This window comes from Pseudactinotalea suaedae, from assembly GCF_009733815.1.
Lineage (GTDB): Bacteria > Actinomycetota > Actinomycetes > Actinomycetales > Beutenbergiaceae > Pseudactinotalea > Pseudactinotalea suaedae.
Map to the genome: position 1 here is coordinate 330,744 of NZ_WNXY01000004.1, position 22,348 is coordinate 353,091.

Below are 22,348 nucleotides of genomic sequence, written 5' to 3' on the forward strand. Positions count from 1 at the left end.
GCCGTTCTGCTCGCTGTCTCAACGAGCGCGCCCGGAGGGACTCGAACCCCCAACCTTCTGATCCGTAGTCAGATGCTCTATCCATTAAGCTACGGGCGCTTGCCCATCGGGTAACCGAAGGACCGCAGAGCATCCTACCGCCTCGAGCGGGGTGGTCGCGAACTCGCTGGTCAGCAGGCCTCGGTGGTCATCTCCTCGCCGTCCATCTCCTCCGAGCTCATCTCGTCCGACGGCGACATGTCCTCACCTGACATGTCCTCACCCGACATCTCGTCGGTCATCTCCTCCTCCGAGGTCATCTCCTCGTCCGACGTCATCTCCTCGTCCGAGGTCATCTCGTCCTCCGAGGTCATCTCCTCCATCGGGTCGCACGACTCCGAGGCCATCTCCTCCGACGTCACCTCCTCCGACGTCATCTCCTCGTCGCCCATCTCGTCGTCGCCCGCCCCTGCTCCGCACCCCGCGAGCGCGAGCGCGGAGGCGAGCGCCAGCGCCAGCGAGGCGCTTCGCAACCTGGTGGTCCTGGTCATGGTGATCTCCTCTTCTCGGTGTGGGACACGACGTCCCTGAGCACGACGGCGGATCTAGCCGACGACCTCGAACTCACGCCGGTGCAGCCCGCTCGCCCCGTCGGGGGCGGGCGGTCTGACGTCGACGGACTGCCGGTTGCCCTCGGCGTCGACCGCGCGGACGGTCGCGCGATGCCGCCCCGGTGCCAGACCGGTCACCGGGAGCCGCCACTGCACCCAGGTGTTGCCGTCGGCGACCGACGCGAGCTCGCACTCCTGCCAAGGACCGTCGTCGACCTGGATCTCGACCGTCCTGACGCCGGTGCCGGGCAACCACGCGACGCCGCCGATCACGGTGTCGGCATCGATCTGGGCGCCCTGGGCCGGGACGTCGATGCGCGAGGCGAGCTTGATCGGACCCTCCTTGGCCCAACCGCGCGGCACCCAGTACCCGTCGCGCTCGTCCCAGGTGGTGAGCTCGATCGTCTCGAGCCACTTCGTCGCCGACACGTACCCGTACAGCCCTGCCACGACCAGCCGCACCGGGAAGCCGTGCTCCGGGAGCAGCGGCTCCCCGTTCATCGCGTAGGCGACCAGCGCGGTGCGCTCACCGTCGAGAACCGAGACCGGGAAGCCGCAGCTCCAGCCGTCCACCGAGGTGCTGAACAGCTGCTCCGCGCTCGCCTGCACCCCGGCCTGCGCCAGCAGGTCGAGCAGCGGCACGCCCTGCCACACCGCGTTGTCCACGAGATCGCCGCCCACCTGGTTGGAGACGCACTGCAGCGTCACGGGCTGCTCCACGCTCGGCATCGCGAGCAGCTGCTCGTAGTCGATCTCGATCGGCTGCTCGACCAGACCCTCGATCCGCAGCCGCCACGTCCCCACGTCCACCCGCGGCACGCTCAGCGCGGTGTCGATCCGGTAGAAGTCCTCCGACGCGGTGACGTACGGCGAGATCCCCTCGGCGTCGAAGGCAGCGGTGTCCGGCAGCGGCACCGTGCTCGGCGGCTCCGGCAGCACGATGCCGTCCGGCATGCTGCTCGCGCCGCCGGTCGCGCCCGCCACCAGCCGGCTGAGCGCGGCCGTCCCCGCCGCCGCCGTCGCCGCGATCCCCGAGACCGTCAGGAAGTCCCGTCTCGACGGCGGAGCAGCCGCCTGGTTGTCGCCGCGCCTGGGCGCGGCTCGGGTGAGCAGGCGCCAGGTTCCGAACCCGACACCGTTGGCGACGACGGCACCGAGCAGCGCGAGCGGCACCGATCCGCGTGGGTCGGCGACCTGGGACGCGAAGCCCACCACCGAGAGCACGAGCACGAGCGCAGGCACCAGCCACGCGGCGCGGCGGGCGATGCCGCCGGCCACCGCACCGAGCACCAGCGTCACCGCCACGGTGCCGATCACGAGCGCGGCCTTGTCGTTGGTTCCGAACAGCGCGACGGCCAGCTCCTTGAGACTGGCGGCGAACCGGTCCACGAACTGCGAGCCCACGGCCAGCAGCGGCGTCTCGGTCACGCCGGTGATCGCGGCGACCAGCTCGCCCGCGGCCAGCGCTGCCGCCACCGTGACCGCCCCGGCCACGGCTCCGCGCCGACGCGACAGCAGCCGCACCCCCTCCTCCGTCATGGCAGCGACGCTAGGGACCGGATCGCAACGACTCCGATCAGAGATCTCAACGTTCTCGAACATCGTGGCCGCCCCTGCTCTCCGCGAGGATGGCGGTCGTAGCCTGAGCCGGTGCCCGCCGACCCGACCACGACCAGCGTGCTCGTCGTCGACGACGAGCCGATGGTCCGCGAGGTCGTGGCCCGCTACCTGGCGCTCGACGGGCACCACGTCCACGAGGCCGGAGACGGCGCAGCCGCGCGCGACCTGCTCGCGCGCGAGCACGTCGACCTCGTGGTGCTCGACGTCATGCTGCCCGAGCTCGACGGCCTCACCCTGCTGCGCCAGATCCGCTCCCAGGGCGATGTCCCCGTCGTGCTGCTCACCGCGAGAGGTGAGGAGACGGACCGGCTGCTCGGCCTGGAGCTCGGCGCCGACGACTACGTGGTCAAGCCGTTCTCGGCCCGCGAGGTCGTGGCCAGGGTGCGGAACATCCTTCGGCGAGCGACGCCGTCGAGCACCGTGCCCGGCGACGACCAGCCGGCCGAGCTCTGCTTCGGCGACCTGCGTATCGACACCGGCGCGCGCGTGGTGACCGTGGCCGGCGCCGAGAAGGCGCTGACCGCCAAGGAGTTCGACCTGCTGGCGTTCCTCGCGACCTGGCCGCGGCAGGTGTTCAACCGAGCACAGCTGCTCGAGCGGGTGTGGGACTCCTCCGCCGAGTACCAGGACCCCGCGACGGTGACCGTGCACGTGGGCCGGCTGCGCCAGAAGGTCGAGCCCGACCCCGAGCACCCGCGCTGGCTCACCACCGTGTGGGGCGTCGGCTACCGCTTCGACCCGACCGGATGAGGCCACCGATGGAGGCGAGCTGGTTCGCGGGGATGGCGATGCAGCCCGGGGTGGCCGCGCTGACCCTGGGCGGTGCGGTGCTGCTGGCGGTCGTCCTGGGCGTCGCGCTGCGACGGGTCTCGGCACGCCTGCGCACGCTGCGTGGCCAGCTGCTGCTGATCACGCTCGCCGGGGTGATCGTCGGCGCGCTGTGCGCATGGCAGGCCACCACGCACATGCTGCTCGACGCCCAGCTGCTCGGACCTGTGCTCGTGGTGCTCGTGATCACGGCGTTGGTCGCCGCGATCATCGTGCTGATCGCGTCCAGCTCCCTCAGTAGCGCCGCGTCCCGCCTCGCCCGCACGGTGCAGGCGGTCGAGGCGGGTGAGCGCGACATCCGTACCGAGGTGGTGCGCCGTGACGAGATCGGGCACGTCGCGGCAGCGATCGACGCCCTCTCGCTCCGGCTCGCCGAGCTCGAGGCCGAGCGGGAACGGCTCGACGCCGAGCGGGCTGTGCTGCTCACCAGCATCAGCCACGACCTGCGCTCGCCGCTCGCGGCGCTCCGTGCTGCGCTGGAGTCGCTGGTCGACGGCGTCGCTCCCGACCCGGACCGCTACCTGCGGTCCATGACCGCCGACGTCGAGACCCTGACCCATCTGGTCGATGACGCGTTCCTGGTGGCCACCATCAGCGGGGGTCGGCTCCACCTGCAGCAGGAGGTGCTCGACCTCGGGGACTGCTGCGACACCGCCATCGAGGCGCTCTCCCCGCTGGCAGACGCCCGACAGGTCACGCTCGCGCTCGAGGTCACCGACCACGTGCGTGTGCGTGGCAACGCGCAGGCGTTGGGGCGCGTGCTGCGCAACCTCATCGACAACGCGGTGCGGCACACGCCCACCGGGTCCACCGTGACGGTGCAGGTCGGGCGGCCTGAGCCGGCGGCGGCGCCGCGCGTGCACGTCATCGACGAGGGCCCAGGCTTCCCGCCCGACTTCCTCGACCGCGCCCTCGAGCCGTGGGCACGCGCCGACGAGGCGCGCAACCGCAGCACCGGGGGCACCGGCCTCGGCCTGGCGATCGCCGCCGGGCTGGTCGAGGCTCACGGCGGCAGGCTCTGGGTCGAGGCCGGTCCTGGTGGCCGCGCCGGGTTCACGCTGCCCAGCCCCAGCTGACCCGCCCGCCAGGTGACGGGATGCCACCGTGCGACCCCGACGAGCTCGGACGAGAGCCGCCGCCTACGACTCCAGGTGGACCCCGGGACCAGCCCCTGGGATCCCCCGACCACCCGAGAACGGGACCGCCGACGGACGCGCTCGGGCCGCCGTCGGGACGAACCTGGATGGCATGACGACGCGATCCCCTCTCTCAGCCCGCGCCCTGACCAAGGTCTACGGCGCACCGAACGCCCGCCCCGGCAGCGGGCCCGTCCCGCGGGTGGCGGTACCCCCGGGCGGCACCCAGCAGACCGCGAGCCCCGGCCCGGTGGCCTCGATGCCGGCCAACGGCGCGGTGGCGCTCGCCGGCGTCGACCTGGAGATCGCGGCCGGGGAGTCGGTCGCGATCATGGGGCCCTCGGGCTCGGGCAAGACGACGCTGCTGCACTGCCTCGCCGGCATCCTGCCGTCCACGAGCGGGCAGGTGATCTGGAACGGACGCGACCTGGCCGGCATGTCCGACGGCGACCGCACCGCGCTGCGCCGTCAGGACTTCGGGTTCGTGTTCCAGTCCGGCCAGCTGCTCCCCGAGCTGCCCGCCGACGAGAACGCCGCCCTCCCGCTCATGCTTGGCGGGGTGCCGCGGCACCAGGCGGTCGCCGCCGCTCGTGAGTGGCTCGGCTACCTCGGTCTCGCCGGCATGGAGGACCGCCGCCCGGGCGAGCTGTCCGGCGGCCAGGCGCAGCGTGTGGCGATCGCTCGCGCGCTCACGTGCTCGCCCGGCGTGATCTTCGCCGACGAGCCCACCGGCGCCCTCGACCAGCACACCGGTCAGGAGGTGCTGCGCGTCCTGCGCGACGCGACCGAGCAGACCGGCGCGAGCCTCGTCGTCGTCACCCACGACGAGCAGGTCGCCGCGTGGTGCTCGCGCACCGTCCGGATGCGTGACGGCCTCGTCGTGAGGCCCGACGGCGGAGCCCAGCAGGTCCCCTACCCCACCCCTGTCGCGGGCCAGGTCCCGCACACCGTGCAGAGCCAGGCGGGTGCGTCATGGTGACCGCTGTGCGCATGTGGTTGCTGCTGCGCAAGCGCGACGCCGGTCGCACCGACCCGCAGCGGCTCACCAGCGTCCTCGCCGTGGTGGCGTTCGCGGTGACCACGGCGGTCGCGCTGCTCGTGCTCGGAGGGTTCCGAGCCTTCGCCGAGCGGCACGCGGCGGCGCCCAGCGACGACACCAGCCTGTATGTGATGCTCGCCGGCACCGCCGCAGGGCTGCTGCTGATCCCGTTGGTCACGTTGGGTGGCGCGGCCTCCCGGTTGGCGGTCGCCCGCCGCGACGAGCGACTGGCGGCGCTGCGGCTCGCGGGCGCGACCACCCCTCAGGTGTCCACCCTCGCGCTGCTCGACTCGACGCTGCAGGCCGCGATCGGTGCCGTCATCGGTGCCGTGGCCTACTTCGGTCTGATCCCGCTCGTGCTGCCGGTGACCTTCCAGCAGCGACCCTTCAGCTACGCCGAGCTGGTGCTGCCCTGGTGGGCGCTGCCGCTGTCGGTGGTCGCGGTGGTGCTGGTGGCGCTGGTGTCGGCGGCAGCGAGCCTGCGGCGCGTGGCGATCACCCCGCTCGGGGTGGCCGCGCGGCAGGCGCCGCCCGGGCTGCACTGGACCCGCGTGGTCCCGATCGTCGTCGTCTGCGGTGGCTTCGTGGTGCTGTTCAACTCCGGTCAGGCTCCGCTGATCGTGCTGATCCTCTTCCTGCTGGGCGGGCTCGCCGTCGTCAACATCGTCGGCCCCTGGCTGATGGGTGTGATCGGCAAGCGCGCGGCCAAGCGTGCGAAGACCGCCGCCTCGCTGATCGCGGCACGGCGCCTCATCGACGCCCCGAAGACCGCCTGGCGCAGCGTCGGTGGCGTGGCCCTGGCCACGTTCATCGCGAGCATGGCTGCCTCCGCCGCGATGTTCGCGGCGGGCGACCCCGACCCGATGCTCGCCGACATCGGCACCGGGGGTCAGCTGACCCTGGTGATCGCGGCCGTGGTCGCCGCCACCTCCACGGGTGTGATGCAGGCGGGGCGGATCATCGACCAGCGCGCCGAGTACCGGGCGCTGCACCTGGCGGGCACCGACGTCCGCGTGATGGACGAGGCGCGGCTGCGCGAGGTCGGGGTGCCGCTGATCGCGGCGGTGCTGCTCGCCACCGCAGCGGCGTCGGTGTTCCTCGTGCCGGCCCTCGGGATGGGGCTGTTCACCGAGCCCGTGGTGGTCGTCCAGTACCTGCTGAGCGTCGTCGGCGCCTGCGCCCTGGTGCTCGCCGGTTCGTGGGCGAGCAAGGGGGTGGTGCGCACCGTGCTGGCGTGATGCCGGCGCATGCACAGCACGGTCGGCCGCGGAGGGCGGTCGACCAGGAGGGTCGCGGGGCGGTTCGAGCCGGAGGGGGCTCGCACCGCCCCGTTGCTCTGCCCGGCTGCTGTCGGGTGTCCGGCGCGGCCGCGATATCGGTCAGGTCCTGCGGGTGTCGATGACGGCGGACAGACCCTGGGCGATGTCGGCGCGGGCTAGGAGGGTGGAGGTGCGTCCAGGGCTCGGAGCATCCGCTCGAGCACCTCGCGCAGCTCGGACCGTGCCGGCTCCGGCAGGTCGGTGGTGTACGTGACGCCCGGGGGCACCCAGGACATCCCGTACATCGTCTCGCGGAAGTCCGAGCCACCGACCGGCCACCGGGTACGGCTCTCATCCTCCACGACGGCGCCCTGCGCCCAGTTCCCGAACCACTCCTTCATCTGCGCGAGCGGCATGTCCATCACCACGTCGGCCTCCAGAGGCTTCCGCACCCACTGGGAGGCGATGAAGATGAGCTCGTCGACCTCCGCGGCCGAGATCTCGCGCGGCTCGAACCGCATGTGCGTGTGCTCGACGGCGCTGAGCCGGTCGACACGGAACGTGCGCCAGTCGTCGCGGTCCCGGTCCCAGCAGAGCAGGTACCAGTGCCGGTCGGCGGGCGCCAGGGCGTACGGCTCCACCCGACGCTCGCTGGTCTCGCCGCCGGCGCTCGTGTAGCTGAAGCGCAGCCGTTCGTGGTCACGGCACGCGAGCGCGAGCTCGCCCAGCACCGGGCCCGAGACCACCGACCCGCGATGCACACCCGTCGGCCGGATCGCCGCCGCGAGCGCGTTGACCCGCGTGCGCAGCGTCGGGGGCAGCACCTGCTCGATCTTGGCCAGGGCCGAGAGCGTGGTGTGCGGGCCGTCGACCAGCCGCTGCGTGGCGGCCAGCCGCAGCCCGATACCGATCGCGACCGCCTCGTCGTCGTTGAGCAGCAGCGGCGGCAGCGCGTTGCCCGGCGCCAGCCGGTAGCCGCCCTCGACGCCGGGCGCCGACGTCACGCGGTAGCCGAGGCCGCGGAGCCGGTCGATGTCGCGGCGCACGGTGCGCTCGGTGACCGCGAGCCGGTCGGCGAGCTCGCGCCCGGCCCAGTGCCGGTGGGTCTGCAGCAGGTTGAGCAGCGCGAGGATTCGCTCGGTGGTGTCGGCCATGTCACCATCCTCCTCGAATCGAGGACTGTTGCTGTCCGCATCGAGTCCTACCGTCGAGTCATGCCTTCCGACACCGTCATCTCCACCCAGGGCCTCACCAAGCGATTCACCGTCAAGAAGTCCGAGGTCGAAGCGGTCACCGACCTCACCGTCGACGTCCAGCGCGGCGCGCTCGTCGCCTTCCTCGGTCCGAACGGCGCCGGCAAGTCGACCAGCCTGCGCATGCTGACCACGCTGATCCCGCCGACCGCGGGCAGCGCCACCGTGGCCGGGTACGACATCCAGAAGGAACCAGCCGGCGTGCGCTCGCGCATCGGCTACGTGGGCCAGGGCAGCTCGGGCAGCTTCGCGCAGCGCGTCCGCGACGAGCTGCTCAGCCAGGGCGCCTTCTACGGCATGGGCCGGCGCGAGCGGACCGAGCGCGCCGACGAGCTCATCGCCTCGCTCGAGCTGGACGCCTTCGCCACCCGCACCGTGCAGCAGCTCTCCGGCGGGCAGAAGCGCCGCCTCGACATCGCGCTCGGCCTCATCCACGCGCCGGAGGTGCTGTTCCTCGACGAGCCCTCCACCGGCCTGGACCCGCAGAGCCGCGCCAACCTGTGGGAGCACATCATCGCGCTGCGCGCCCGCTACGGCACCACCGTCTTCCTCACCACCCACTACCTCGAGGAGGCCGACCGGTACGCCGAGCGGGTGATGGTGATGGACAGCGGCAGGGTCATCGCCGATGACACCGCGGCCGCGCTCAAGGCCGACCTCGCCGGCGACGCCCTGACCCTCACCCTCGAGGAGGGAGGCGACCTCGCCCGGGCGAGCTCCGCCGTCGGGCGTCTCGCCGGGGCGACGGCGGAGCACCGGGGCGACCGGACGCTCGCGTTCACGGCTCCGTCGGGATCCGCGCTGCTGCCGCGGCTGCTGCGCGAGCTCGATCACGAGGGCATCGGGGTGGCCACCGCCACCGCGGTCCCGCCGACCCTCGACGACGTGTTCCTCGCCCTCACCGGCCGCACCCTCCGCGACGCCGACCAGCCCGAGGGTGACGACGCGCCCGCCACCACCGACACCGAGTCCCACACGCTCGAAGGGAGCACCCGATGACCGCCACCGCCACCGCCACCGCCAGGATCGTCCGACCCCAGCTCGGGCGGGACACCTGGAACGTGCTGATCCGTGAGCTGAAGCCGGTCGTCCGGGACCCGTTCTCGTTGATCTTCAGCCTGGTGCAACCGCTGGTGTTCCTGGGCCTGTTCGGGCCGCTGCTGGTGGCGCAGTCCGGAGGAGACCTGGCGGGCACGCTGTCGTGGTTCGTGCCGGGTGTGCTGGTCATGATCGTGCTGTTCGGCACCGGTGCGACCGGCTCCAACCTGCAGTACGAGATGATGACCGGCTCTCACGAACGCACCCTGGTCGCACCGCTGTCGCGGTCCTCGCTGCTGATCGGGCGCGCGCTCAAGGAGGTGGCACCGATCATCGTGCAGGCGTTGCTGATCGTGGCGATCGCGCTGCCCTTCGGGTTCCGTGCCCACCCGCTCGGGCTGGTGGCCGGGCTGGCGCTGCTGGGGGTGTTCGGGATCGGGCTGGGCGCGCTCAGCTACTCCCTGGCGCTGGCGACCAAGCAGCGCGAGTGGCTGTTCTGGGGTGTCCAGCAGAGCCTGATCTTCCCGCTGCTGATCCTGTCCGGTGTGCTGCTCCCGCTCGACGGCGGTCCGGCGTGGATGCGAGCCGTGGCCGCCGTCAACCCCGTCTCGTACGTGGTCGACGCCGAACGAGCGCTGCTGACCGGCTCGCTCGGGGCACCCGAGGTGCTGTGGGGGTGGGTGGCTGCGGCCGCGCTCGCCGCGGTCGGGCTCGCGGTCGGGGTGAGAGCGATCCGGCGCAGCAGCTGAGCCGTGCGTGGCGCCCGCGGTCGCGTCGGGGGATCCTCCGATCGGCGGATATCGGCACGGGGAGCGTCCTTGAAGACTGTCCGGGGCGGCGCGAGGTGCGCCGCTCGGGAAGGGAGATGTCGTCATGTTGATCGCCTACTGGGGACTCGCCGGCTCGCTCGCGGCCGTGTTCCTGGCGGCCGGCCTCAGCAAGCTGGTTCGCCCGAGAGCGGCGCTAGCCGCGGCGGGACTGGACTACGTCGAGGACTTCACATCCGGACAGATCAAGCTGATCGGGGGCGCCGAGGTGGTCGGCGCCGTCGGCCTCGTGCTGCCGATGCTGCTCGACATCGTTCCGTTGCTCAGCCCGGTCGCGGCGTGCGCGCTGGCCGCGATGATGGTCGGCGGCGTGATCACGCACGTCCGCCGCGACGAGGCGTATGCGTTCCCGCTGGTCCTGGCGGTGCTGTCGGCAGCCGCGGCCGCGCTCGGGCTGATGCCCTCGGCCGGGGCGTGAGCAGCACGATCAGCAGCCCCTCGCCACTCGCTCTCGCTCAGCGGGACCGGCGGCCTCGGCGAGGGGACATCGAGCTTCGGCCGCTGCTCGCGGGACCTTCTCGTGTGCGCTCGAGAGGGCACCTGTGATGCTGGAGATCCGACCCAGCCGGCGCAGGACGTCGGCTGGGAACCATGACGGGCAGCCGTGAGGCGAGCCCACCGACCATCACCGCACGGCGCGCGAGCGCACCTCCTGCTCGCAGCGCCCCGACACGAAGGGAGAGAACGATGACGACAGGCGTCATGGCACCGAAGGGGAACGTCGGCGCTCATGTGCTGCGCCTGCTGATCCAGGCCGGCGAGCGCCCCCGTGCGCTGCTCCGTGATCCGGGCACGCTGGACTCGGAGGTGTCGGAGCTGGTGGAGACCGCCACCTGCGATGTCGGGGATCCGCAGTCGGTGATCGACGCGACGGCCGGCCTGAGCGCGCTCTACTGGGTGAGTCCGACAGCGATGGATCGCGATCCGGTCGCGGCCCACCGAGAGGTCGCGGAGCACCTCAGCGCGGCCGTGCAGCGCAACGGCATCGAACGCGTCGTGTTCCAGTCGAGCGGTGGCGCGGAGAAGCGCCAGGGCGTCGGTGAGATCGACGGCCTCGCGGCGATCGAGGTCGCACTCGACGCCTGCGGTGCCTCCGTCACCCATCTGCGGTGCGGGTACTTCTTCACCAACCTGCTCATGGACGCCGAGGGGATCCGCAGCGGCGCGCTGAGCACGGCGATGGACCCCGATCGCCCGTTGCCCTGGGTCGCGCCGGCTGATGTCGCCGCGGTGGCGGCGTCCAGGCTCCTCGGCGGCTCGTGGACGGGTCGCCACGTCCAGGGCGTCCACGGGCCCGAAGACCTCTCGTTCCGTGACGTCGCGTCGGTGCTCGCCGAGGTCCTGGGGCACGACGTCACCGTCAACCAGGTCAGCGACGACGACGTCCGCACCCAGCTGGCGTCGCTGGGCATGGGTCAGGACTCGGTCGAGGCGATCGTCGGCATGACCGCCGGCATCCGGGACGACTACACGCCCGAGCAGCCGCGCTCGTACGTCACGACGACGCCGACGACGCTCAGGAGCTGGGCATCCGCCCACCTGACCTGATCGGCAGCAGCGGCGACAGGCTCAGTGCGTGTACGGCCGCTCGCGCGGCACGTCGGGGTTGAGCTCGACGCCGAAGCCGGGCGTCTCGGGCAGTCGCAGCCGCCCGTTCTCGGGCACAGGCTCGCCGAGCAGGAGCGGTGCGAACATCGGCACCACCTCCTCGGCGGTCTCGTGCATCATGAGGAACTCAGAGAACGGGCTGTTGGTCCGGGTGATCACGAAGTGGTAGCTGTACACGCTCGAGCCGTGCGGGACCACCATCGCGCCGTGGGCGTCGGCCAGCGCCGAGATCTTGATCAGCTCGGTGATGCCGCCGCACCAGTTGACGTCCGGCTGGATGATGTCGACGCCGGTCTCCAGCAGCTGCCGGAAGCCCCACCGGGTGGCCTCGTGCTCGCCGGTGGTGATGAGCACGCTGGGCGGCGCCTGGCGCTTGAGCTGGGCGTAGCCCCAGTAGTCGTCCGGGATCAGCGCCTCCTCGAGCCATCGCAGCTCGTGCTCGACGGCGGCGTGCGCGAGCCGGGTGGCGTACTCGACGTCGAGCGACATCCACGCGTCCCACATCAGCCAGAAGCCGCTCCCCACGCGTGCGCGCATGTCGGCGAGCGCGGCGATGTTCGCCTCGAAGCCCCGCTGCCCTTCCGCAGGAGCGTGATGGATCGGCATCTTCCCGCCGATGAAGCCGAGCTGCTGCGCGATGTCAGGCCTGGCTCCGGTGGCGTAGAACGTCAGCTCGTCGCGGACCGGGCCGCCCAGCAGCGCGTACACGGGCTCGCCGCGCAACCGGCCCAGCAGGTCGTACAGGGCGAGGTCGACGCCGGAGATCGTGTTGAGCACCACGCCGCGCCGCCCGTAGTACAGGGTCGAGCGGTACATCTGGTCCCAGATGCGCTCCAGATCGGTGACCTCGCGGCCCTCGAGGAACCGGGCCAGGTGGTTCTCGACGATCCAGGCTCCGATCTCGCCCGCCGTGGTGACGGCGAACCCGATCGTCCCGTCGCTCGCCTCGATCTCCACGACGAGCGTGCCGAGCACGTCGATGCCGAACGACCGGCGCGACTGCCGGTACTCGGGGTAGACGGACATCGGTGTCGCGATGTGGTCGTCGATCCAGTGCGCGCCCGGCTGGTCGTGGTAGTCGGCGCCCTTGCCCCGCACGGTGTAGGCGCGGACCTCACGGATGGTCGTGCGCATCGCTGCTCCTGCCGGGATCGAGGTCGACGGCGAGAGTCACCAGGACCTTGCCCGGTACGTCCGCGTGCGCGGCGAGAGCGGTGAAGGCGGCAGCCGCCTCCGTCAGCGGGACGGTTCTCGAGATGAGCGAGCGGGCCTTGTCCGGCTCGGCGGCGATCCAGGCCGCCGCGGTGCGGAAGTCGTCTGCGGAGTAGGCGAAGCTGCCCACGAGCTCGCGCTCCGCGGTCGTGACGAGGTAGGCGTCGAGCGACAGCTGCGGTGAGCCCATCCCGACGAGGCAGATGCGGGCGCCGAGGCGGGTCGCGCTCAGCGCCGTCGCCAGCGAGGCCGAGATCCCGACGGCGTCGATCGCCACATCGGCGGCGCCGCCGAGCGCCGCGTGGATCTGGGCCTCGACGTCGGGGCCGGTCGGGTCGATCGCGACGGCGCCGAGCCGGTCCAGCAGCTCCCGGCGGCTCGCGGTCGGCTCGGTGACCACGATCCCGCCGGCGGCGGCACCCTGGAGCGCGAGCACGACCGACTGCCCGATCGGCCCGCCGCCGACCACGAGCACCCGGTCGCCGGGCTGCACCCGCGCCCTGCGGACCGCGTGCACCGCGACCGCGAGCGGCTCCACGAGGGCGCCGTGCTCGATCGGGGTGCCGGCGGGGAGCGGGACCACGTTCCGCGCCGGCACCGTGACGTGCTCGGCGAACGCCGCCACGATCTCGGGTGCGACGCCGACGACCCGCCGCCCGGGAGCCTGCTGCTCACGTCCCGCGAACTCCGCGGTCTCGCCGTCGGGCACAAGCACCGGGTTGAAGGTCGCCACGGTGCCGACGGCGATCCCCGGCACGCCCTCGCCGACGGCCTCGACCACGCCCACGCTCTCGTGACCCATCACCTGACCCGGCACGCGGCGACCGTTCTCACCGGTGAACCCGTGGATGTCGGACCCGCAGATGCCTGTGAACGCGATCCGGATCCGCACCTCGCCCGGACCGGGAGGCTCGGGATCCGGGAGGTCGACCACCGCGAGCTGGTGGAACTGCTCGAGCCGTAACGCCTTCATCTACCCGGGCTCCCTCGTCCGTCGCTCTGTGCTGCCACCCTCCCATCACACCGGTGCCAGGTCGAGGCCCGCACCGCGGACCGAGACGCTCGCCGGCACGGTGGCGGTGCAACAGATCCGTCGTCAGATCGCCCGCAGTGCCCCGTTCCGGGCGATCCGGTACATCTGGAGACGGATTCGTTGCACAGGGGTGGGCGGCCCTCAGCCGGGGCGCCGGGAGAGGCGCCGCGCGATCGTGCTGCTGACGATGAGCTGCAGCTGGTGGAACACGATCACCGGCACCGCGATCGGGCCCGCGATCGCGGCAGGGAACAGCGCCGCGAGCATCGGGAGCCCGGTGGCCAGGGACTTCTGCGAGCCGCACATCAGCAGCGCGGCCCGGTCCTCGATGCTCAGCCCGAGCGCCTTGCCACCCCACCAGGTCGCGGCGAGCGCCACCGCGAGCATCGCACCGCTCACCAGCACCACCGCCGCCAGGGTCCCGGGTGAGACGGTCGACCAGATGCCCGACGCGGTCGCCGTCGAGACCGCCACGAGCACCACCAGCAGGATCGTGCCGCGGTCCCAGAGGGTCGTCAGGTGCTTCTTGGACCGCACGTAGCCGCCGATCAGCGGCTGCGCGAGCTGCCCCAGCAGGAACGGCAGCAGCAGGAGCAGCAGCACCGAACGGATGCCGCCGCTGGACCCGGCGCTGCCGCTGGTGTGCATCAGCACCAGCACGAGCAGCGGCGTCAGGAGCATGCCCAGCAGGTTCGAGACCGTGGCCGAGGTGATCGCGCCGGCGACGTTGCCGCGCGCCACCCCGACCAGCGCCACCGAGGACTGCACGGTCGAGGGCAGCAGGCTCAGGTAGAGCACGCCGTCAGCAAGGTTCTCGCCGAGCAGCGGCTCGGCGAGCGTGGACACCGCGAGCCCCATGAGCGGGAACAGCACGAAGGTCGTCGCCAGCGCCGCACCTTGGAGGCGCGCGTTGCGCAGCCCGTCGAGCACCTCGCGTGTGGCCAGCCGTGCACCGTAGAGGAAGAACAGCACCACGATCGCGATGTCGGCCACGATGTCCAGCGCCGCCCGGATCTCCTCGGGGATCGGCACCAGCAGCCCGATCGCCAGCATCGCGAGCAGCGCCACGATGAACGGGTCCACGAAGCGGCGCACCCGCCGACGCTACCCCTCGAGCCGATCTCGGCCGGCCACTTTAACTTTCCGAAACTTCTGCGAAAGTCTTGCCCTCGTCGATCGGCTCTCCGTACGGTCGTGCCGAGACCTGCCGCGCCGCTGCCGTGCATCTGCGTAGGCGCGACCCTTCGACGATCGGACACGCCGTGCCCTTCTTCCTCGACCAGCAGGTTCGGCTCGTGGACGCAGCCCCGTTCCCGCTCGGGGCTGCGATCGACCAGCGTGAGACCACCGGCGCGGCCGGGCAGGCACTGGCTCACCACTTCACGCAGCTCACGGCCGAGAACCACATGAAGCCCGAGGCCTGGTACGCCGACGACGGCACCTTCGCCCCGAGCCCGCAGATCGACACGCTCATGGACTACGCGCAGGCCAGGGGCCTGCGCGTGTACGGGCACGTGCTCGTGTGGCACAACCAGACGCCGCCGTGGTTCTTCACGCACCCGGACGGCACGCCCCTGACGGCCGACGCCGCCGACCAGCAGATCCTCCGCGACCGGCTCCGCAGCCACATCGACGCCGTCGCCGAGTACCTCTCGGACGGGTGGGGCGAGTTCGGGAACGGCAACCCGGTGGTGGCGTGGGACGTCGTCAACGAGGTGATCGACAAGGGCACCGGCTTCGCCGACGGGATGCGGCGCAGCGACTGGTACCGCGTGCTGGGGGAAGAGTTCATCGACATCGCCTTCGCCTACGCGGACGAGGCCTTCAACGACCGTCACGCCAGCCCCGCCACGGGCAGGCCGGTCGCGCTGTTCATCAACGAGTTCGACACCGAGACCGCCGACAAGCAGGACCGGTACCACGCACTGGTCTCCCGTCTGCTGGAGCGCGGCGTCCGGGTCGACGGCGTCGGGCACCAGATGCACGTCGCGCTCGACGTCCCGGTCGAGTCGTTGGCCGCCGCGCTCGACCGTTTCGCCGCGTTGCCCGTGCAGCAGGCGGTGACGGAGATGGACGTCCCCACAGGGGTGCCGGTCACCCCGTCCGCGCTGGACGAGCAGGGCCGCTACTACGAGGCCGCCTTCCGGACCTTCCGTGAGCGTGCCGACGTGCTCTTCTCGGTGACCCTCTGGGGCTTTCACGACGGCCGGTCGTGGCGTGACGCCCACGGCGCGCCGCTGCTGCTCGACGAGCGGCTCGAGGCGAAGCCCGCCCTCACCGGCGTGCTCGCCGGGCTCCGGGCGCCGTCACCGTCCTGACATGCCACCCGCCACGGCCGGTCGAGCGTCTCAGCGTGCATGTCGGCGACGTCGCGCTCGGTGCCGACTGCGCACCCCGGGTGCGCTCCCGGCGCCACCGCCCCATACTGTGAGGGTCGGGACCTGCTCAGCGAGGAGCGCACCATGGCGATCGACGGCTTTCTCCAGATCGACGACATCCCGGGCGAGAGCCGACGGGAGGGTCACGAGGACGAGATCGAGATCCACGGGATCGAGTTCGGACTGGCCGCGGCGGGCGTCGCAGGCAGGCGCGCCATGCCCGGGACGGCGACCGGGCGGGTCGAGCTCGAGCCGGTCCGGGTGGCGAAGCACTACGACAGGTCCTCGCCGCTGCTCAAGCAGGTGCTGGCGCGCTCCCAACGCCTCGAGGAGGCCGTGATCTCGGTGCGGCGCACGGTCGAGGGCGAGACCAGCGACTACCTCGTGGTGACGCTGACCGAGGCGAGCGTCATCGGGTACGACCTGCACCCGGCACCCGAGGACGACGTCCTCGAGGAGCTGGTCTACCTCGACTACGCCTCGATCAGCTTCCGCTACGAGCCGGACAGCCTCGAGGTCACGCTCGAGAAGCGCGTCAACCGCTGATCTCCAACCACCAGGCGAGCACCCCGTCAGGCCCGATCCTCGCGACCTCGTCCGGCCCGGCGCCCGCCACGGTGGTGGTCGCGCCCATCATCGGCTCGATCCCGATCGACCGGTAGGGCGCACCTGCCGGCCACCCGCCGAGGTTCCGCCAGAGCAGGAACGACGTCGGGGTGCCCGGCTGGGCACCCCAGCGGAGCCTGAGCGTGTGGTCGCCGTCGTGGATCTCGACGGCGTCGCTCGCCACGACCGCGCCCGTCGCCGTCCCGTCGTCGGGACCGAGGCGGTCCAGCCGCATCCCTGCGGCGTCCGGCCACGTGCTGCGCGTGGCCCGGCCCGCTCGCGGATGCTCCTGGAGCGTGACCGCCGGTGAGCCCTCGACGGCCAACGTGGCGTCTGGCGACACGTCGAGCAGGAGATGGACGGCGTGCACGAACGGCTCGCCCGATCGACCGCTGATCTCGTAGTCGGCGCGGACCACACCTCGTTCGTGGCTCAGCCTGCGGCGCAGCGTGAGGCCGGCGGCAGTGCGCACGGCGGCGTCGCCGGGCTCGCCCACCCAGGGCCGGCACCAGACGTCGCCGTGGTCGTGCCCGTCCGCCGCGTCGCCGTTGACCGACGGCAGGCACTCCTCGCCGCCGCCCGCGTCGACGAACGCCGCACCGGGCCGAGCACGGGCGCGGTCCGCGACGGACACCGCGGGGTTGCGCCACAGCCACTCCCGCTCCCCCGCACGGAGCGACGTCCACCGACCGCCGAGCGCCAGATCGGTCTCCGCACGCAGCTCCGTCACAGACGCACCAGCTCGGCGATGTCGCAGTCGCCCCAGCTCCAGGGCACCGCCAGCCCGGACAGCAGCTCGTCCCCGGTGCGCTCCTCGACCTGCCCGGATCCCCACACGATCCGGTAGCGGCCCGCAGGGTCCGTGCCGGGGAGCGTCACGGCCAGGGCACCGCCGTCACGCCGCCACGCCAGCACGACCGCACGGTCGCCGAGCGTGTACGTCACGCCGTAGGCGCGACCGGCGGGGGTGCCGTGCCGGTGCAGCTGCCCGGTGTGCACCACCTCGCGGGTGCGGCGGTAGCGCGTCACGTGCTCCGCGGCGCGGGCGCGCGTGGCCGCGTCCCACCCCAGCAGGTCCGAGCCGATGCCGAGCACACCCGCCGACGCCACCACGAACCTGAAGTCGAGGCTCGCGTGCTCGGCGTCGAGGACGTCCGGCTCGTCGGTGACCCACGAGCTCATCACCCACGACGGGTAGACGCCGAGGAAGCCGTGCTGGATCGCGAGCCGGTCACGCGGACCCGTCTCGTCGCTGGGCCACACCACGTCGGAGTGCTCGAGGACGGCGAGGTCGATCCGGCCGCCGCCGCCCGCGCATGCCTCGACCGTGACGTGGCCGAGCTCCTCCCGCAGCATCGTCATCACCCGGTAGTACGCCTGCGTGTGCCGCCACGACCAGTCGTCGCCACCCGGGGTGCGCTGCCCGCCGTCGGTGATGGCGCGGTTCATGTCCCACTTGAGATAGCTGATGTCGGCGCTCGTGAGCAGCTGCCGCAGCGTGCCGCTCACCCACTCCTCGACCTCCGGGCGCCCGAGGTCGAGCACGTACTGGTTGCGCAGCGTCCGCAACGGCCGGCCCGCCACGTGGTGCACCCACTCGGGGTGCGTGCGGTAGAGGTCGCTGTCCGGGTTGACGGCCTCGGGCTCGACCCAGAGCCCGAACCGCATGCCGCGCTCGCGCACGGCATCGGCGAGGGGTGCGAGCCCGTCCGGGAGCTTGGCGGGGTCGGGCTCCCAGTCGCCCAGCCCGGCACGGTCGCTGGTACGGCCCCGGAACCAGCCGTCGTCGACGACGAAGACCTCCACGCCCAGCCCGGCGGCCACGTCCGCGAGCGCGAGCTGGTGCTCGAGCCGCACGTCGAAGGTGGTCGCGTACCAGGAGTTGTAGACGACGGGGCGGTGCTCGGGTCCGGTGGAGCGGGCCAGCGTGCGCTGGTAGGCGTGCCAGGCGTTCGCGACGACGTCGGCGTCGCCGTGCGCCCACAACCCCGCCAGCGTCGGCGTGACGAGCGACTCCCCCGGCCGCAGGGTGAGCACCCCGGACTCGTCGTCCGGGCCGCCGGCGATCCGCACCGACCCGGTGACCATCACCACGTCCACGGCGAGGCGCCACGAGCCCGACCAGGCGAGCGCGACCGACCACGCGTCGCCGTCGGGCACGCCGCGGGGTCGCACCGTGACGACCGGTGCCGCGGTGTGGGAGGTGATGCCCTGCCGGCTCCCGACGCTCAGCGTTCCGGCCGTGAGGTCGACGACCGAGGCGGTGGTCTCGCGCGACCAGGCACCGGTGCGCACCTCGACCTGGGCGCCCTCCCCGGTGGGCGCCTCGAAGGCGCCGCCCCACCCGCGCAGCAGCTCGACGGCGTGACCGGAGTCGTTGCGGATCGTCGCCCACTTGGTGATCACGTCGTGCGAGGGGTGGCTGCGCAGGTGCAGCTCGACCGCGACCTGGGCCACTGGGTCGGCGAGCGGGCACACCAGCCACGTGCCGCCGTCGTCCTCGACGCGGTGCTCGACCTCGCCGGCGAGCGAGAGCCGCAGCCCGCGCACGCCGTCGGCCCGGCGGGCCACGATCTCGGCGGCGTGCACGTCGCGGGTGCCGAGCGCCGTCGCCTCCATCGGGAGCAGGTCGACGTCGCGCACGAACGAGGCCGCCCGCCGCGGCAACGACGGCGCGGGCGGCTCGGTCTCGGTCGGCCCGCCCCAGTGGTGCAGCACCAGGCCCTGATCGTCGGGGGCGAAGCCCACCACGTAGCTGCCGGAGGCGGTCGGCAGCGTCCAGGTGCTCACTTGTTGGACCCGACCAGCAGACCCGAGACGAACTGCTTCTGGAACGCGAAGAACACGATCGCCGTCGGGATCGCCGCCACGAGCGAGCCCGCGGCGATCACGTTCCAGGAGCTCGAGTAACCACCCATGAGGTTCAGCAGCGCTGCCGTGATCGGGAACTTCGCCTCCGTGCGCAGCACCGTCATCGCCCAGATCAGGTCGTTGAAGATCCACGTGGTGGCGAGCGCCGCGAGCGCGGCCAGCGAGGGCCGCGACAGCGGCAGCACGATCTGCCAGAAGATCCGGCCGGCGCCCGCCCCGTCGATGCGGGCGGCCTCGAACACCTCCGTCGGCAGCCCACGCATGAAGCCGTGCAGCACGAACGTGTAGAACCCGATCCCGAACCCGACCTGGACCACGATCAGGGCCGTCAGCGTGTCGTAGATGCCGGCCGCCTCGGTGATGGCGGAGACCGGCACCAGCAGGATCTGCGGCGGCAGCAGGTTGCCTGCCAGCATGGTCAGCAGGATGGCCCGGCGCCCGGGGATCGCGAACCTGGACAGCGCGTAGGCGGCGCAGGAGCTGAGCGCCAGCGACAGCACCACGCCGAAGCCGGTCACCACGATCGAGTTGCCGAGGGCGCGCATCAGCCCGCCGCCGGCGAACGCCGTCTCGAAGCCCTCCCACGAGATCGACATCGGCAGGGCGCCGAGCCCGCGCGAGGCGATGTCGTCGAAGGAGCGGATCGCGACGAAGACGACGAACACGATCGGACTGAGCCACAGCAACGTCAACGGGATCATGCCGACGTGGAGCCAGGGCGAACGCGCCGGCTTCGGCTTGCGCATCATCGGGCGGGTGGTGGGGGTGGCCGCGGCCATGTCAGTCCTCCTCCGCGCGGGCCTGGCGGGCCAGGTAGGTGATGATGAAGCCGATCGCCAGGGCGAAGATCACGACGGCGATCGCCGAGGCGTAGCCCAGGTTCCCCAACGTGAAAGCCTGCTGGAACATGTAGGTGCTCAGCAGCTGGGTCGTGTTGTAAGGACCGCCACGGGTCATCGCCCACACGATGTCGAAGGTGCGCAGCGAGTCGATGACGGTCACGGCGAAGACCACCATGTTGACGCCCTTCAGCTGCGGCATCACGATCTTCCAGAACCGCTGCCAGGCGCTCGCGCCGTCGACGGCGGCGGCCTCCTCGAGCGAGATGTCGCAGCTCTTCAGGCCGGCCAGGTAGAGCACCATGATGTAGCCGCACTGCCGCCAGACCGCGGCGATCAGCACCGCGTAGAGCGCGAGGTCGGGGTCGGCGAGCCACTGGTTCTTCAGCGAGTCGAGGCCCACCAGGTCCAGGCCCGCGTTGATCGGGCCTTCCGGCGCGTACATGACGCGCCAGAACAGCCCGGTCACGGCGAGCGAGACGACCATCGGCAGGTAGATCGCGCTGCGGTACAGCCCGACGAGCGGACCCGGCTTGTTGAGCGCGACCGCCAGCGCGAGCCCGCCGACGACCGAGAGGCCGCCGAACCCGACCGCCCAGATGACGTTGTTCGTGAGCGCCCTGGTGAAGATCGGGTCGTCCCACAGGGCGGAGAAGTTGCCGAGCCCCACCGGTTCCGCCGGCGTGATGCCGTCCCACCTCGTGAGCGAGAGCGAGAACGAGTTGGCCGCCGGCCAGAACACCCAGAAGAGCTCGACGACCAGCGGGATCAGCAGGAACACCCAGACCAGCAGCGGCACCCGCCGCAGCGCGCGCACAGCCTGCCCGGCACGGCGGGGCCGGGCAGGTGCTGCGGCGGGTGCCGGCGTGGTCATGAGCCCCAGACGCCCTCAGCCGCTCGCTGCCACTCGTCGAGGATCGCGGTCATCGAGTCGGGGTCGGCGAGGAACTGCGTGAGCGCGGTGTCCGCGGTGGCCTGCAACGCGTCGGAGGAGTCGCGGTTGAAGAACTGGGTGATCTCCTCGGTGCTGTTGAGGAGCTCGATGCCCTTCTGCACCAGCGGGCTGAACTGCGAGGTGTCCACGTCGGGCGAGGTCGGCAGGTTCGCCGACTTCGACAGCTCGATGTACTCCTGCTGCTGATCGGGCGAGGCCAGGTAGTCCAGCAGCGCGAGCGCACCCTCGGGGTTGTCGGAGTTCGCGGCGGCAAAGAAGCCGTCGGTGGGGGCCTCCTCCGCCGTGGGGACGGCCTCGTCGATGACCGGCACGGAGAAGAAGTCGAGGTCCTCGCGCTGGTCCTCGGGCAGGTACTGGGAGACGAACGCACCGATGAGGTACATGCCCGCCTGGTCCTGCGCGAACGGGGTCGCCCCCTCCTGCGCCGAGTAGGAGGCCATGTTGGGGTCGAAGTACGGGATCAGCCGCTTGTACTCCTCCATCACGGCGACCACCTCGGGGTCGTTGAAGGCGTGCTCGCCGGCCAGCAGCTCGCGGTGGTACTGCGCGCCGTTGATCCGCAGGTCCAGGTAGTCGAACCAGCCCGAGGACATCCAGGGTGTGGAGCCGATTCCGTTCGCGAGCGGCGCGACGCCCTGGCCGAGGAGGTTCTCGCAGAGCGCGTGGAACTCGTCCCACGTGGTCGGAGGCTCGACGCCCCAGGCCTCGAACGCCGACTTCTTGTAGAAGACCGACCACCAGTAGTAGCTGGTGGGCACGAAGATCTGCTTGCCGTCGGCATCGCTCGACAGGCTCCGCAGCGCCTCGGAGAACCCGGCGCACGCGCCGTCGCCCTCCCACAGGCTCGAGACGTCGAGCAGCAGGCCCTCGCTCGCGTAGGCACGAGCCACCGAGCCCGCGTACCAGGTGAGCACCTCGGGCGGGTCGTTGGAGCGCAGGTAGTTGGTGAGCTGGGCGCGGAACTGCTCGGTGGCGACCGAGTTCATCGTGACGTCGGCGTCCGGGTAGGAGCCGACGACCGCCTCCAGCGCCGCCTTCGGGTCGGCGTCCTGCACCGAGGACTGCAGCACGATCGCGCCGCCGGCTCCGCCGCCGTCGCCGGTGTCGTCACCACCGCCACCGCCGCCGCCACCGCCGCCTCCGCCGGAGCCGACGCAGCTGCTGAGCAGGCCTGCGACGCCGAGGGCGCCGCCACCGAGGAGCAGACCCCGGCGTGAGATCGAAGAGCTGGACATGACATTCCTTCCTTGCGCCGT

At 71.9% G+C, this 22,348-nt stretch carries 21 protein-coding genes and 1 tRNA gene; 10 read left to right on the plus strand and 12 right to left on the minus strand.

Features of this window, described 5'->3' with window-relative positions; all coding sequences use genetic code 11:
- Window positions 1–26: 26 nt before the first annotated feature.
- The 3 genes from GPA04_RS09340 to GPA04_RS09350 form a co-directional block, all read right to left on the minus strand.
- Window positions 27–99: transfer RNA gene (locus tag GPA04_RS09340), tRNA-Arg, on the minus strand.
- A gap of 71 nt (window positions 100–170) precedes the next feature.
- Window positions 171–530 carry a hypothetical protein gene (locus GPA04_RS09345; RefSeq protein WP_156223799.1) on the minus strand — a complete coding sequence of 120 codons (360 nt, stop codon included), beginning with the start codon at window positions 528–530 and terminating at the stop codon, window positions 171–173.
- 54 nt (window positions 531–584) lie between these two features.
- Entirely contained in the window at window positions 585–2,129 is a 1,545-nt protein-coding gene (locus tag GPA04_RS09350) for a molybdopterin-dependent oxidoreductase (RefSeq protein WP_162458568.1), read from the minus strand.
- Window positions 2,130–2,240: 111 nt separating this feature from the next.
- Here GPA04_RS09350 and GPA04_RS09355 point away from each other — a divergent pair, with 111 nt between their 5' ends.
- The 4 genes from GPA04_RS09355 (at window position 2,241) to GPA04_RS09370 (ending at window position 6,451) form a co-directional block, all read left to right on the plus strand.
- Window positions 2,241–2,960: a response regulator transcription factor gene (locus GPA04_RS09355; protein ID WP_241680695.1), complete on the plus strand. Its 720-nt coding sequence runs from the start codon at window positions 2,241–2,243 to the stop codon at window positions 2,958–2,960.
- Window positions 2,961–2,968: 8 nt separating this feature from the next.
- Window positions 2,969–4,114, plus strand: coding sequence for a sensor histidine kinase (locus GPA04_RS09360; RefSeq protein WP_162458569.1), 1,146 nt, complete (start codon window positions 2,969–2,971; stop codon window positions 4,112–4,114).
- A gap of 172 nt (window positions 4,115–4,286) precedes the next feature.
- Entirely contained in the window at window positions 4,287–5,153 is an 867-nt protein-coding gene (locus GPA04_RS09365; protein ID WP_156223802.1) for an ABC transporter ATP-binding protein, read from the plus strand.
- On the plus strand, window positions 5,147–6,451 hold the full coding sequence (locus GPA04_RS09370) for an FtsX-like permease family protein (RefSeq protein WP_156223803.1): 1,305 nt from the start codon (window positions 5,147–5,149) through the stop codon (window positions 6,449–6,451). Before GPA04_RS09365 ends, GPA04_RS09370 begins: the two co-directional genes overlap by 7 nt.
- Window positions 6,452–6,648: 197 nt before the next feature.
- Here the strand turns inward: GPA04_RS09370 and GPA04_RS09375 are convergent, their stop codons facing one another.
- Window positions 6,649–7,626 carry a helix-turn-helix transcriptional regulator gene (locus GPA04_RS09375; protein ID WP_156223804.1) on the minus strand — a complete coding sequence of 326 codons (978 nt, stop codon included), beginning with the start codon at window positions 7,624–7,626 and terminating at the stop codon, window positions 6,649–6,651.
- 60 nt (window positions 7,627–7,686) lie between these two features.
- Here GPA04_RS09375 and GPA04_RS09380 point away from each other — a divergent pair, with 60 nt between their 5' ends.
- The 4 genes from GPA04_RS09380 (at window position 7,687) to GPA04_RS09395 (ending at window position 11,138) form a co-directional block, all read left to right on the plus strand.
- Window positions 7,687–8,724: an ABC transporter ATP-binding protein gene (locus GPA04_RS09380; RefSeq protein ID WP_156223805.1), complete on the plus strand. Its 1,038-nt coding sequence runs from the start codon at window positions 7,687–7,689 to the stop codon at window positions 8,722–8,724.
- Window positions 8,721–9,512, plus strand: a complete 792-nt coding sequence (locus GPA04_RS09385) for an ABC transporter permease (RefSeq protein ID WP_156223806.1) — start codon at window positions 8,721–8,723, stop codon at window positions 9,510–9,512. The genes GPA04_RS09380 and GPA04_RS09385 overlap by 4 nt, the downstream gene beginning before the upstream one ends.
- 124 nt (window positions 9,513–9,636) lie before the next feature.
- Complete coding sequence (locus GPA04_RS09390; RefSeq protein ID WP_156223807.1) at window positions 9,637–10,008, plus strand: DoxX family protein; 372 nt, start codon at window positions 9,637–9,639, stop codon at window positions 10,006–10,008.
- 269 nt (window positions 10,009–10,277) lie between these two features.
- Complete coding sequence (locus tag GPA04_RS09395) at window positions 10,278–11,138, plus strand: NmrA family NAD(P)-binding protein (protein ID WP_156223808.1); 861 nt, start codon at window positions 10,278–10,280, stop codon at window positions 11,136–11,138.
- A 21-nt stretch (window positions 11,139–11,159) separates the two neighbouring features.
- Here GPA04_RS09395 and rhmD read toward each other — a convergent pair whose 3' ends face one another.
- The 3 genes from rhmD to GPA04_RS09410 all read right to left on the minus strand — a co-directional run bounded on the left by rhmD (window position 11,160) and on the right by GPA04_RS09410 (window position 14,538).
- Window positions 11,160–12,332: an L-rhamnonate dehydratase gene (rhmD, locus tag GPA04_RS09400; protein ID WP_156223809.1), complete on the minus strand. Its 1,173-nt coding sequence runs from the start codon at window positions 12,330–12,332 to the stop codon at window positions 11,160–11,162.
- Complete coding sequence (locus tag GPA04_RS09405) at window positions 12,313–13,383, minus strand: zinc-dependent alcohol dehydrogenase (protein ID WP_156223810.1); 1,071 nt, start codon at window positions 13,381–13,383, stop codon at window positions 12,313–12,315. The genes rhmD and GPA04_RS09405 overlap by 20 nt, the downstream gene beginning before the upstream one ends.
- 201 nt (window positions 13,384–13,584) lie before the next feature.
- Complete coding sequence (locus GPA04_RS09410; protein ID WP_241680696.1) at window positions 13,585–14,538, minus strand: bile acid:sodium symporter family protein; 954 nt, start codon at window positions 14,536–14,538, stop codon at window positions 13,585–13,587.
- Window positions 14,539–14,705: 167 nt separating this feature from the next.
- On the opposite strand from GPA04_RS09410, the gene GPA04_RS09415 reads away from it, so the two are divergent.
- Together GPA04_RS09415 and GPA04_RS09420 are read left to right on the plus strand one after the other, a co-directional pair.
- Window positions 14,706–15,761 (plus strand): endo-1,4-beta-xylanase, encoded by a 1,056-nt coding sequence (locus GPA04_RS09415; protein WP_162458570.1) that lies wholly within the window; start codon window positions 14,706–14,708, stop codon window positions 15,759–15,761.
- A 144-nt stretch (window positions 15,762–15,905) separates the two neighbouring features.
- Entirely contained in the window at window positions 15,906–16,367 is a 462-nt protein-coding gene (locus GPA04_RS09420) for an Hcp family type VI secretion system effector (RefSeq protein WP_156223812.1), read from the plus strand.
- On the opposite strand, the gene GPA04_RS09425 is transcribed toward GPA04_RS09420, so the two are convergent.
- Genes GPA04_RS09425 through GPA04_RS09445 form a run of 5 tightly spaced genes read right to left on the minus strand, consistent with a single transcriptional unit; the run spans window position 16,357 to window position 22,327 of the window.
- On the minus strand, window positions 16,357–17,157 hold the full coding sequence (locus tag GPA04_RS09425; RefSeq protein ID WP_206674167.1) for a hypothetical protein: 801 nt from the start codon (window positions 17,155–17,157) through the stop codon (window positions 16,357–16,359). The two genes, GPA04_RS09420 and GPA04_RS09425, sit on opposite strands and share 11 nt — an antisense overlap.
- Entirely contained in the window at window positions 17,154–19,217 is a 2,064-nt protein-coding gene (locus GPA04_RS09430; protein ID WP_162458571.1) for an alpha-galactosidase, read from the minus strand. The genes GPA04_RS09425 and GPA04_RS09430 overlap by 4 nt, the downstream gene beginning before the upstream one ends.
- Window positions 19,214–20,077 (minus strand): carbohydrate ABC transporter permease, encoded by an 864-nt coding sequence (locus GPA04_RS09435; protein ID WP_206674168.1) that lies wholly within the window; start codon window positions 20,075–20,077, stop codon window positions 19,214–19,216. Before GPA04_RS09435 ends, GPA04_RS09430 begins: the two co-directional genes overlap by 4 nt.
- Window position 20,078: 1 nt before the next feature.
- Entirely contained in the window at window positions 20,079–21,011 is a 933-nt protein-coding gene (locus GPA04_RS09440; protein ID WP_156223814.1) for a carbohydrate ABC transporter permease, read from the minus strand.
- Window positions 21,008–22,327: an ABC transporter substrate-binding protein gene (locus tag GPA04_RS09445; protein WP_156223815.1), complete on the minus strand. Its 1,320-nt coding sequence runs from the start codon at window positions 22,325–22,327 to the stop codon at window positions 21,008–21,010. Before GPA04_RS09445 ends, GPA04_RS09440 begins: the two co-directional genes overlap by 4 nt.
- Window positions 22,328–22,348: the final 21 nt, after the last annotated feature.